1 protein-coding gene is annotated in these 14,276 nt (G+C 70.5%); it reads left to right on the forward strand.

Annotated elements, in window-relative coordinates:
* The first annotated feature begins 28 nt into the window (after nucleotides 1–28).
* Entirely contained in the window at nucleotides 29–14,230 is a 14,202-nt protein-coding gene (locus ACZ59A_RS41200; protein WP_470970029.1) for a type I polyketide synthase, read from the forward strand.
* The last annotated feature ends 46 nt before the right edge of the window (nucleotides 14,231–14,276 follow it).

Consider the following 14,276-nt stretch of genomic DNA (forward strand, 5'->3'; position numbering starts at 1 on the left):
TCGCCGAGGGGAAGTGGGTGCGCCGACAATGGCGAGCAATGAAGAGAAGCTTCTCGACTATCTGAAGCGTGTGACGGCGGACCTTCGTCAGACACAACGCCGCCTGAAGGATGTCGAGTCGGCCGGGCACGAACCGGTCGCCGTCGTGGGAATGTCGTGCCGGTTCCCGGGCGGGGTGCGTTCCCCGGAAGAGCTGTGGGAGCTGGTCGCCACCGAGCGGGACGCCATCACGGAACTGCCCACGGACCGCAACTGGGACCTGGACAACCTCTTCCACCCCGACCCGGAGCACCCGGGGACCACCTACTGTCGCGAGGGCGGCTTCCTCGACGACGCGGCGGGATTCGACGCCGCGTTCTTCGGCATCAGCCCGCGCGAGGCCCTGGGCATGGCACCGCAGCAGCGGCTCGCGCTGGAGGCGTCGTGGGAGGCCATCGAGCACGCGGGCATCGATCCGGAATCGCTGCGGGGCAGCCTCACCGGCACCTTCATCGGCTGCGACCACCTCGACTACTGCACGGACGCCTCCCAGGTGCCCGAGGGCTCGGCCGGGTACTTCACCATCGGCAGCTCCGCGAGTGTGGTGTCCGGCCGGGTCGCGTACACCCTGGGGCTGGAGGGCGCCGCGGTGACGGTGGACACCGCGTGCTCCTCGTCGCTGGTCGCCATGCATCTCGCCTGCCAGGCGATCCGGCAGGGCGAATGCGATCTGGCGCTGGCCGGTGGGGTCGCCGTGATGTCCTCGACGGCCGGCCTCATCGGCTTCAGCGATCTGCGGGGACTCGCCCCGGACGGCAGGTCCAAGGCGTTCTCGGCGAACAGCGACGGCATGACTATGTCCGAGGGTGTCGGTGTCCTGCTGCTGGAGCGGCTGTCGGACGCCCGGCGCAACGGTCACCGCGTACTGGCGCTCGTACGGGGCTCGGCGGTCAACCAGGATGGCGCGAGCAACGGGCTGACCGCGCCGAACGGGCCCTCGCAGCAGCGGGTGATCCGGCAGGCGCTCGCCAACGCCCGCCTGACGCCGTCCGAGGTGGACGCGGTCGAGGCACATGGCACCGGGACGACGCTCGGCGACCCGATCGAGGCCCAGGCGCTGCTGGCCACATACGGACAGGAGCGGCCGGAGGACCGACCGCTGTGGCTCGGCTCCATCAAGTCCAACATCGGCCACTCCCAGATGGCGGCGGGTGCCGCGGGTGTGATCAAGATGGTGATGGCGATGCGGCATCAGCTGCTGCCCGCCTCGCTGCACATCGAGGAGCCGACCCCGCATGTGGACTGGAGCGCGGGTGAGGTGCGGCTGCTGACCGAGGCAGCGGAGTGGTCTCGGGGTGAGCATCCGCGCCGGGCGGGCGTGTCGTCGTTCGGCATCTCGGGTACTAACGCGCATCTGATCCTTGAGCAGGCCCCGGAGGCCGCGGAGGCCGCGGAGGCCGCACCACCAGTTGCCGAAGCGGGCGGTGTCATGCCGTGGGTGGTGTCGGCACGGAGTACGGAGGCGCTGCGCGGCCAGGCGGCCGCCCTGCTCGACCGGGTGACGGCCGACGACGAGGTATCGCCGGTCGAGGTGGGCTGGTCGCTGCTGAAGACCCGCTCGCTCTTCGACCACCGGGCGGTCGTGGTCGGGGAAAGCCGCGAGGAACTGGCGGCGGGCTTGCAGGCCCTGGCGAACGGGGTGCCACACCCGGCCGTCGTAGATCCCGGAAGGGCCGCGGGGGTCTCGGGCCAGACGGTGTTCCTCTTCAGCGGTCAGGGCAGCCAGCGCCCCGGCATGGGCGCGGCGCTGTATGACCGATTCCCGGTCTTCGCCGAAGCCTTCGATGAAGTGTGCGCGCTTCTGGATCCCCATCTGGAGCAGCCCCTCCGGCCTGTCGTCTTCAGCGAGCGGCACGCGCAGTTGCTGGACCACACCACTTACGCCCAAGCCGGGCTCTTCGCCCTCCACATCGCCCTCGCCCGGCTCCTGGCCTCCACCGGCATCCACCCGGACGTGGTCATCGGCCACTCCATCGGCGAGATCGCCGCCGCCCACATCGCAGGTGTCTTCGACCTCCCCGATGCGTGCCGACTCGTGGCCGCCCGCGCCACCCTGATGGGCCAGCTCCCCACCGGGGGCGCCATGGCCACCATCGCCGCCACCCCCGACGAACTCGCCGAGGACCTCACCGCAAGCGACGGCCAGGTCAGCATCGCCGCCCTCAACACCCCCGCCAATACCGTCATCTCCGGCCCCACCCCCCTCGTCACACAGATCAGTACAGCCTGGGCCGAACGCGGCCGCAAGACACGCATGCTCACCGTCAGCCATGCCTTCCACTCACCGCTGATGGACCCCATCCTGGAACCGTTCACCCAGGCCATCAGCAACCTCACCTACCACCGGCCCACCCTTCCGCTGCTGAGCAACCTCACCGGGGAACCCGCCGACGAACAGATCGCCACCCCCGAATACTGGGCCCAGCACATCCGCCAACCCGTCCACTTCCACCCCGCCATCACCCACACCGCACCCCATACCGGTACCTACCTCGAACTCGGCCCCGACCCCGTCCTGACCACCGCCACCCAACACACCCTCCACCACAACAACCACCCCACACCCCTGCTCACGGCCATCCTCACCCGCAAGCAACCCGAAACTCAGGCGTTCGCCCACGCCTTGGCACGGCTCCAGACCGCCGGGATCGACGTCGACTGGGCTCCTTGGTTCCCCGCCAGCCCGGCCCCGAGGCTCGTCGCGTTGCCGACGTACGCCTTCCAGCACCAGCGGTTCTGGCTCGCCCCGCCCGCTGCCCGTACCGGCGGCGCCGCCGGGATGGGAACCGACCAGGCCGAGGCACAGCTGTGGCACGCCATCGAAGAGCTGGACGTCGACGCCCTCACCAGCACACTCCAGCTGGAGAAGAACGGCCCGGGCATCGACGCGCTCCTGCCCGCGCTCCCCGTTCTGTCGGCTTGGCGGCGGCAGCATCGCGAGCAGGCGGTCATCGACTCCTGGCGCTACCGGACCACCTGGCAGCAGCTGCCCGACTCCACCACGGCGGCCCTGGACGGCACCTGGCTGGTGGTCGTCCCCGTCGGACAAGAGGACCACTCCACCGTCCGGACCGTCGTCCACGCCCTGCAGACCCATGGCGCCGCCGCGTCCGTCAACGTGCTTCCTGCGGAGCACTTGCGTCGCGATGCCCTCTCCGAGCGGCTGACCCAGTGGGCCGAGGATGCCCCGATCTCGGGTGTGCTCAGCCTGCTCGCCATCGACACCGCGGCGCACGCCGAACACTCCGCCGTACCCGCCGGGCTCATCGGCACCGTCACGCTGCTCCAGGCGCTCGGCGACGCCGGTATCACCGCTCCCCTGTGGTGCCTTACGCAGGGCGCGGTCGCCACCGGCCGTACGGATCCGCTCCCCCACCCGGGCCAGGCCCAGGTCTGGGGGCTGGGCCGGGTCGCCGCCCTCGAACACCCGCAGCAATGGGGTGGGCTCATCGACTTGCCCGCCACCGTGACCCACCACACCGCCGGACGGCTGGCTGCCCTGCTGGTCCCGGGGCAGCCCGAGGACCAGGCGGCGATCCGTACCAACGGCACCTACGCCCGCCGCCTCGGCCACGCCGCTCCCGGATCGTCCGCGAACCCCGCGCCCTGGCAGCCGACCGGTACGACGCTCATCACCGGCGGTACGGGCGGGCTCGGCGCCCACCTCGCACGCTGGCTCGCCCACAACGGCGCACCCCACCTCCACCTCATCAGCCGGTCAGGCCCCGACGCGCCCGGAGCCGCCCAGCTCAGCGAAGCACTCGTCGCTCTGGGTGCCTCGGTCACCATCTCCGCATGCGATGTCTCGAACCGGGCAGCGCTGCAACACCTCATCGACTACATCCCCGCCGAACACCCCCTGACCACCGTCATCCACACCGCCGGGACCATGGACCTCGGCCCGATCGCCGAACTGGACCCCGAGCGACTGCAGTACGTGCTGCACTCCAAGGCGCTGGCCGCCACTCATCTGCATGAGATCACCCGGGACCTCGGTCTCGACGCCTTCGTGCTCTTCTCGTCGAACGCCGCGACCTGGGGCAGCGGGCAGCAGGGCGCCTACGCCGCGGCGAACGCGTACCTCGACGCCCTCGCGGAACACCGCCGGGCCCTGGGGCTCCCCGCCACCAGCATTGCCTGGGGCCCGTGGAGCGAGGCGGGCATGGCCGCCGACGAGAACACGCTCTCCCACCTCAGGCGGCGCGGTCTCTCCCCGCTGACCACCGACCTCGCCCTCAAGTCCCTGCACCACGCCCTGACGCACGACGACACCACCGTCACGGTGGCCGATGTCGACTGGGAGAGGTTCTCCAGCGCCTTCACCGCGCAGCGCCCGAGCCCGTTCCTCGCCCCCGTGACGGCGCGCCCCGTGGAGGACACCACCGCCACCGCCACCGCACCCGCCGCCGGGGCCACTCCGCTGCGGCAGCAGTTCGCCGCCGCCACGGCGACGGACCAACAGCAGCAGCTCCTGGTGCGCCACATCCAGACCCTCGCCGCGGCCATCCTCGGTCATCCGGGCCTCGACGCGGTTCCGCCCGCGCAGCCCTTCCAGGAACTCGGCTTCGACTCGCTCACCGCTGTCGAACTGCGCAACCAGCTCGTCGCCACCACTGGTCTGGAACTCGCCCCCGCGCTCGTCTTCGACCATCCCACGCCGAGTGCGCTCGCCACGTATCTGCGCGCTCAACTCACCGGCCGGAAGGCCGTTGTCGGCGCCCCTGCGTCCTCCGTTGCCGCTGATGACGCGCCCATCGCCATCATCGGCATGGCCTGCCGCTACCCCGGTGGGGTGCGCTCCCCGGAGGAGCTGTGGAAGCTGGTCGCCGAGGGCCGGGACGCCGTCTCGGCGATGCCCACCGACCGGCACTGGGACCTGGACACGCTCTTCGACCCCGATCCGGAACGTCTGGGCACCAGCTACGCGCGGGAGGGCGGCTTCCTGTACGACGCGGCCGCGTTCGACGCGGCGTTCTTCGGCATCAGCCCGCGCGAAGCGCTCGCCATGGACCCCCAACAGCGGCTGCTCCTCGAAACCGCCTTGGAGACCTTCGAGAGCGCCGGACTCGACCGTGACGCGCTCAGCGGCAGCAACACCGGCGTCTTCGCGGGCGGCACCTATCAGGGCTACGGCGCGGTCGGACGCTCGTCGGCCCAGGAGGTCGAGGGCTATCTCCTCGCGGGCGGCACCCCGAGCGTGATGTCGGGGCGGGTGGCGTACACCTTCGGTCTGGAGGGACCGGCGGTGACGGTGGACACTGCGTGCTCGTCGTCGCTGGTCGCGATGCATCTGGCGGCTCAGGCGCTACGGCAGGGCGAATGCACCCTCGCCCTGGCCGGTGGGGTGACGGTGATGGCCACCCCGACCACCTTCATCGAGTTCTCCCGCCAGCGCGGGCTGGCGGCCGACGGCCGGTGCAAGCCCTTCGCCTCGGCGGCCGATGGCACGGGCTGGGGAGAGGGAGCCGGACTTCTGCTGCTGGAGCGGCTGTCGGACGCCCGACGCAACGGCCACCGCGTACTGGCGGTCATGCGAGGCTCGGCAGTCAATCAGGACGGCACCAGCAACGGCCTGACGGCGCCGAACGGCCCATCGCAGCAGCGAGTGATCGGCCAAGCACTCGCCAACGCCTGTCTCTCGCCCGCCGAGGTCGATGTGGTGGAAGGGCATGGCACAGGAACTACTCTCGGCGATCCCATCGAGGCCCAGGCGCTGTTGGCCACGTACGGACAGGACCGGCCGGAGGGCCGTCCGCTGTGGCTCGGCTCCATCAAGTCCAACATCGGCCACACCCAGGCCGCCGCGGGCGTGGCCGGGGTGATCAAGATGGTGATGGCCATGCGGCACGAGTTGCTGCCGGTCTCGCTGCACATCGACGAGCCGAGCCCGAACGTCGACTGGTCCGAGGGTGACGTACGGCTGCTGACCGAGCCGGTCCCTTGGCCGCAGGGTGAGCAGCCGCGCCGGGCGGGTGTGTCGTCCTTCGGCATCAGCGGCACCAACGCCCACGTGATCGTGGAGCAGGCCCCGGAGGCCGCGGAGGCCGCACCACCGGTCGCCGAGGCAGGCGGTGTCACGCCGTGGGTGGTGTCGGCACGGAGTACGGAGGCGCTGCGCGGCCAGGCGTCCGCTCTGCTCGACCGGGTGACGGCCGACGACGAGGTATCGCCGGTCGAGGTGGGCTGGTCGCTGCTGAAGACCCGCTCGCTCTTCGACCACCGGGCAGTCGTGGTCGGCGAAAGCCGCGAGGAACTGGCCGCGGGCTTGCAGGCCCTGGCCACCGGCGCGCCACACCCGAGGGTGACGCACTCCGAAGACACCCCGACCGCACCGGGTCAAACGGTGTTCTTGTTCAGCGGTCAGGGCAGCCAGCGTCCCGGCATGGGCGCGGCACTGTATGACCGATTCCCCGTCTTCGCCGAAGCCTTCGACGAGGTGTGCGCGCTTCTGGATCCCCATCTGGAACAGCCCCTCCGGCCTGTCGTCTTCGGCCAGCAGCACGCGCAGTTGCTGGACCACACCACCTACGCCCAAGCCGGGCTCTTCGCCCTCCACATCGCCCTCGCCCGACTTCTGACCTCGACCGGCGTCCACCCGGACGTGGTCATCGGCCACTCCATCGGCGAGATCGCCGCCGCCCACATCGCAGGCGTCTTCGACCTCCCCGACGCCTGCCAACTCGTCGCCACCCGCGCCACCCTGATGGGCCAGCTCCCCACCGGGGGCGCCATGGCCACCATCGCCGCCACCCCCGACGAACTCGCCGACGACCTCACCGCAAGCGACGGCCAGGTCAGCATCGCCGCCCTCAACACCCCCACCAACACCGTCATCTCCGGCCCCACCCCCCTCGTCACACAGATCAGTACAGCCTGGGCCGAACGCGGCCGCAAGACACGCATGCTCACCGTCAGCCACGCCTTCCACTCACCTCTGATGGACCCCATCCTCGAACCCTTCACCCAGGCCATCACGGACCTCACCTACCACCGACCCACCCTTCCGCTGCTGAGCAACCTCACCGGACAACCCGCTAACCAAGACATCACCACCCCCGAATACTGGGCCCAGCACATCCGGCAGCCGGTCCGTTTCCACCCCGCCATCACCCGTGTCGCTCCCGAGGCGGGCGTCTTTCTGGAGCTGGGACCGGACCCCATCCTCACCACCGCCGCCCAACACACCCTCCACCACAACGACCACCCCACACCCCTGCTCACGGCCACCCTCACCTGCAAGCAACCCGAAACCCAAGCCTTCGCCCAAGCCTTGGCACGGCTCCACACCGCCGGGACCACAGTCGACTGGACCCCTTGGTTCCCCGCGGTCCCGACACCACGCACCGTCGAACTCCCCACGTACGCCTTCCAACACCAGCACTTCTGGCTCGCCTCCTCCGAAACGGCCACGGCCGCCACCGAGACCGCGCAAGCGGACCGGGCGTTCTGGGACGCCGTGGAGCGCGAGGATCTGGAATCTCTCGCCGCGACCCTCGACTCCCCTGCCGATCAGCAGCCCATGCTGAGCGCCGTGCTGCCGACTCTGTCGGCTTGGCGGCGGCAGCACCGCGAGCGGGCGGTCATCGACTCCTGGCGCTACCGGACCACCTGGCAGCAGCTGCCCGACTCCACCACGGCGGCCCTGAGCGGCACCTGGCTGGTGCTCATCCCGACCGACCAGGCCGATCACCCCGCCGTGGCGACCGTCGTACAGGCCCTCACCAGGCACGGTGCCACTCCGCTCCCCCACACGCTCGACACCCGCCAAGCCCATCGCGGCGATCTGGCGGAAGCACTCACCCGGCTCACCCTCGACAGCGAGCCGAAGGGGATCGTGAGCCTGCTCGCACTCGCCCAGGAGCCGGATCCCGGCTACGCCGCGGTTCCCTCCGGGCTCGTCGCCACCACCGCCCTGGTCCAGGCTCTCGGTGACGCCGACGTCGCCGCGCCCCTGTGGTGTCTCACCCAGGGTGCCGTCGCCATCCATCCCGCCGATCCGCTCCCCAGCCCGCGGCAGGCGCAGACCTGGGGGTTCGGCCGCTCAGCCGCGCTGGAACACTCCCGTCGCTGGGGTGGTCTGATCGATCTCCCGACCGTCATCGACCACCACACCTCCGACCGTCTCGCGGCGCTCCTCGCGCCCGGGCAGCCCGAGGACCAGGCCGCGATCCGCGCCACCGGCACGTACGGCCGCCGTCTCAGCCGCGCTCCCCAGCCGTCCACGAGCCGCCTTCCGTGGCAGCCGACCGGTACGACGCTCATCACCGGCGGTACGGGCGGACTCGGCGCCCACCTCGCACGCTGGCTCGCCCGCAACGGCGCACCCCACCTCCACCTCACCAGCCGCTCCGGCCCCGACGCGCCCGGGGCAGACCAGCTGGCCCAGGAACTCACCGAACTCGGCACCACCGTCACCCTCACCGCCTGCGACGTCTCCGACCGCACCGCCCTTTACCACCTCATCGAAGCCATCCCCACCGAACACCCCCTCACCGCCGTCATCCACGCCGCGGGCGCCTCCGACACCGAGCTGATCGCCGATCTCCCGCCGGAACGCCTCCAGCATGTACTGGCGCCCAAGGCCCTGGGCGCGGCGCATCTGCATGACCTGACGAGAGAACTCGACCTCAGCGCGTTCGTCCTCTTCTCCTCCGGCGCGGCCTCCTGGGGCGGCAGTCGGCAGGCCGCCTACGCCGCCGCCAACACCTACCTCGACGCCCTCGCCGAACACCGACGCCATCAAGGACTCCCCGCCACCAGCATCGCCTGGGGACCCTGGAGCGACGCGGGCATGGCCGCCGACGAAACGGCGCTCTCCTTCTACGGGCGGCGGGGGTTGGCTCCGCTGAGCCCCGATCTCGCGGTCGCAGCACTCCACCACGCGCTCAACCACCGCGACACCACCGTCACCATCGCGGACATCGACTGGGAGAAGTTCTCCGCCACCTTCACGGCACAACGGCCGAGCCCGTTGCTCTCCGACCTGATCGAACCCGCCGTACACCCGGCGGACCGTCGCCGTACCCCGTCGCTCGTCACACCGCTGCGTCAGCAGCTCGACGCCGGCTCCCCCGCCCAGCAGCATCAGCTGCTCCTGCACCAGATCCAGTCCCTGGCGGCCGCGATCCTGGGCCACGCCGGGCCGGATGCCATTTCCCCCAGCCAGCCGTTCCAGGAGCTGGGGTTCGACTCCCTCACCGCCGTCGAACTCCGTAACCAGCTCGCCACTGTCACGGGCATCGACCTTCCGCCCTCCCTCATCTTCGACCACCCCACGCCGCACGCCCTGGCGACCCGTCTGTGTGCCGACATCACGGGGCTGCAGACGGCGGTCACCGCCCCTGCGCCGACCGCCGCCGCGCTCGACGAGCCCATCGCGATCGTCGGAATGGCCTGCCGCTATCCCGGTGGCGCGCGCAATCCGAAGGATCTGTGGGAGCTGGTCGTCGCACACCGCGACGCCATCTCGGAAATGCCCACCGACCGGCACTGGGACCTGAACGCGCTCTTCCATCCCGACCCCGGCCACTCGGGTACGAGTTACGTCCGCGAGGGCGGCTTCCTGCACGACGCGCCCGCGTTCGACGCGGCGTTCTTCGGCATCAGTCCGCGCGAAGCGGTCGCCATGGACCCCCAACAGCGGCTGCTCCTCGAAACCGCGTGGGAGACCTTCGAGGACGCGGGACTCGACCGCGACGCGCTGAGCGGCAGCAACACCGGTGTCTTCGCCGGAGTGACCTCCCAGGACTATCTGTCGCTCACCGGCGATACGGCGAGCGATGTCGAGGGCTACGTCGCCACGGGAAACATCGGCAGCGTGGTGTCCGGCCGGGTGGCGTACTCGTTCGGCCTGGAAGGGCCCGCAGTCACAGTCGACACGGCCTGTTCGTCCTCGCTCGTGGCCATGCACCTGGCCGCTCAGGCGCTACGGCAGGGCGAATGCACCCTCGCCCTGGCCGGTGGGGTGACGGTGATGGCCACCCCGGGCGCGTTCGTCGAGTTCTCCCGCCAGCGCGGCCTGGCCCCCGATGCCCGGTGCAAGCCGTTCGCCGCGGCCGCCGACGGCATGGTGTGGGGCGAGGGCGTGGGGCTCGTACTGCTGGAGCGGCTGTCTGACGCCCGGCGCAACGGTCACCGCGTACTGGCGCTCGTACGGGGCTCGGCGGTCAACCAGGACGGCACGAGCAACGGCCTGACGGCGCCGAACGGGCCGTCGCAGCAGCGGGTGATCCGGCAGGCGCTCGCCAACGCCCGCCTGACGCCGTCCGAGGTGGACGCGGTCGAGGCCCATGGCACCGGGACGACGCTCGGCGACCCGATCGAGGCTCAAGCGCTGCTTGCCACCTACGGACAGGACCGGCCGGAGGACCGACCGCTGTGGCTCGGCTCCATCAAGTCCAACATCGGCCACACCCAGGCCGCCGCCGGGGTGGCCAGCGTCATCAAGATGGTGATGGCGATGCGGCACGGGCTCCTGCCCTCCTCGCTGCACATCGACGAGCCGACCCCGAACGTGAACTGGTCCGAGGGGGACGTACGGCTGCTCACCGAGCCGGTCCCGTGGCCGCAAGGTGAGCAGCCGCGCCGGGCAGGTGTGTCGTCCTTCGGCATCAGCGGCACCAACGCCCATCTGGTCCTGGAGCAAGCTCCCCAGCAGGTAGCACCGGATCCCGTCGGCGGCGGTGTCGTGCCGTGGCTGGTGTCCGCGCACAGCCCAGAGGCCCTTCGGGGGCAGGCGGGGGCCCTGGCCGAGCACGTCTGCGCTGAGGACGACGTATCCCCGGTGGAGGCGGGCTGGTCGCTGCTGAAGACTCGCTCGCTCTTCGACCACCGGGCGGTCGTGGTCGGGGAAAGCCGCGACGAACTGGCGGCGGGCTTGCAGGCCCTGGCCAGCGGCGCACCACACCCGGCCGTTGCAGATCCCGGAAGGGCCGCAGGGGTCTCGGGCCAGACGGTGTTCCTCTTCAGCGGTCAGGGCAGCCAGCGCCCCGGCATGGGCGCGGCGCTGTATGACCGATTCCCGGTCTTCGCCGAAGCCTTCGACGAGGTGTGCGCGCTTCTGGACCCCCATCTGGAGCAGCCCCTACGCCACGTCGTCTTCAGCCAGCAGCACGCGCAGCTGCTGAACCACACCACCTACGCGCAAGCCGGGCTCTTCGCCCTCCACCTCGCCCTCGCCCGGCTTCTGGCCTCCACCGGCATCCATCCGGACGTGGTCATCGGCCACTCCATCGGAGAAATCGCCGCCGCCCACATCGCAGGCGTCTTCAACCTTCCCGACGCCTGCCGACTCGTCGCCGCCCGCGCCACCCTCATGGGCGGACTCCCGGAAGGCGGCGGCATGGCCACCATCGCCGCCACCCCCGACGAACTCGCCGAGGACCTTGCCGCACACGAAGGTCACGTGACCATCGCCGCCCTGAACACCCCCGACAACACCGTCATCTCCGGACCCACCGAACGAGTGGCCTCGATCAGCGCCACCTGGGCCGCCAAAGGCCACAAGACCAAGACCCTCACCGTCAGCCACGCCTTCCACTCACCGCTGATGGACCCCATCCTCGAACCCTTCACCCAAGCCATCGCGGAGCTGACGTTTCACCGGCCCACCCTTCCGCTGCTGAGCAATCTCACCGGGGAACCCGCCGACGAACGGATCGCCACCCCCGGTTACTGGGCCGAGCACATCCGGCAGCCGGTCCGTTTCCACCCCGCCATCACCCGTATCGCTCCCGAGGCGGGCGTCTTTCTGGAGCTGGGACCGGACCCCGTCCTCACCACCGCCACCCAACACACCCTCCACCACAACAACCACCCCACACCCCTTCTCACCACCACCCTCACCCGCAAACAACCCGAAACCCAAGCCTTCGCCCACGCCCTCGCGCGCCTCCACACCGCCGGAATCGACGTCGACTGGACGCCCTGGTTCCCCGCCAGCCCGGCCCCACGTACCGTCGAACTCCCCACCTACGCCTTCCAACACCAACGCTTCTGGCTCGCCCCGCCCACGCGCCGTCCCGATGGCCGCGGCGCGCAGCACGACCCGGCCGAGGCACAGCTGTGGGGCGCCATCGAAGCGCAGGATGTGGATGCCCTCACCAGCACGCTCCGGCTGGGGGAGGACAGCTCCGGCATCGATGCCCTGCTCCCGGCCCTCCCCCTTCTCTCGGCCTGGCGGCGACGGCACCGGGAGCACTCCACCATCGACTCATGGCGCTATCGGATCGCCTGGGACCGCCTGCCCGACGCCGTCGCCACTCCTGCCCTCACCGGGACCTGGCTGCTCCTTGTGCCGTCCGGCCTGGCCGGGCACCCGGCCGTCGAGGCCGCCGTCCAGGCGCTCGATGACCACGGCGCGGCTCACGAGACGCTGACCATCGACACCGTTGCCGCTCATCGCGAAGCCCTCGCCCAGCAGCTCGTAGGCCCCGTCGGCGCACGTACCGCACCCGTCGGTGTGCTGAGCCTCCTCGCTCTCGATGAGGCCCGCCACCCGGATCACCCGGCCGTTCCCACGGGGCTGGCCGCCACCATGGCCCTCGTCCAGGCCCTCGATGAACTCGGGCAGCCCGCAGCCCTGTGGTGCCTCACCCAGGGCGCCGTGGCGGCCACTTCCTCCGATGCGCTCCCCCGTCCGCACCAGGCACAGATCTGGGGGTTCGGCCGGGTTGCCGCCCTGGAATACCCCCAGCTCTGGGGTGGTCTGATCGATCTGCCCGACACCATCGATGCCCGCACTCCCAGCCGGATCGCGGGGCTGCTCATGCCCGGGCAGCCCGAGGATCAGGTGGCGCTGCGTTCGACCATCCTGGGCCGCCGTCTTGAGCACGCGCCCGCCACCGAAGCCCTGACGGTCCCCTGGCAGCCGACCGGCACGACGCTCATCACCGGCGGTACGGGCGGACTCGGCGCCCACCTCGCACGCTGGCTCGCCCGCAACGGCGCACCCCACCTCCACCTCACCAGCCGCTCCGGCCCCGACGCACCCGGAGCAGACCAGCTGGCCCAGGAACTCACCGAACTCGGCACCACCGTCACCCTCACCGCCTGCGACGTCTCCGACCGCACCGCCCTCCACCACCTCATCGAAGCCATCCCCACCGAACACCCCCTCACCGCCGTCATCCACGCCGCCGGTATCGCGGAGAACACATCGCTCGCGGAGATCGATCTCCCTCATATCAACGAGGTCCTTCAGCCCAAGGCGCTCGCCGCCACCCATCTCCATGAGCTGACCAAGGACCACGACCTCAGCGCCTTCGTTCTCTTCTCCTCCGGCGCGGCCTCCTGGGGCGGCAGTCGGCAGGCCGCCTACGCCGCCGCCAACACCTACCTCGACGCCCTCGCCGAACACCGCCGGGCCCTGGGGCTCCCCGCCACCAGCATCGCCTGGGCGCCCTGGGGCGACGCGGGCATGGCCGCCGACGAGGCGGTCATCGACTACTACAACCGGCGCGGGATGAATCCGCTCGACCCGGATCTCGCCGTCGCCGCCCTTCAGCACTCCCTCGACCACGACGACATCACCGTCACCGTCGCCGATATCGACTGGCAGAAGTTCCCGGCCAGTTTTACGGCGCAACGGCCGAGCCCTCTCCTCACCCGCCTCATGCCCGCCCCGTCGTCCGGCGCCGACACCGACGCCGCGGATTCGACGGCGGCCATCAGCTCGCTCCAGAAACAACTGGCCGAGGGCACACCCGCCCAGCAGCATCAACTCCTGCTCCATCACCTGCAGACACACGCGGCCGCAATCCTCGGCCACCCCGACATCGACGCCATTCCCCCCGCCCAGCCATTCCAGGAGCTGGGGTTCGATTCCCTCACCGCCGTCGAATTCAGTAACCGGCTCACCGCCGCCACCGGTATCGATCTGCCGCCCACTCTCATCTTCGATCACCCCACGCCCAAAGAGATGGCGGACTTCCTGCGTGAGCGACTTGTCGACACCGACGTGACCTCCGAGGGGCGGCTGCTGTCGGACCTCGACAGGTGGGATTCGGCGTCGGAGCCGTCCGCGGTGGACGAGGCGGCCCGTCGCCGAGTCACCGGCCGCCTGCGGCTCCTGCTGGCCAAGTGGAGCGACACGGAACGCGAAGCGGACCGTTCCACGGCTCATAGCGAGCTTGAGACAGCAACAGCGGAAGACATTTTCGACCTCATTTCCGATGAGTTCGGAAAGTCGTGAGCCCCATGACCTCCACCCTCCGCGCCGCGCCAAGGAGCTTGCGCTA

This window comes from Streptomyces sp. NPDC040405 (assembly GCF_055595765.1).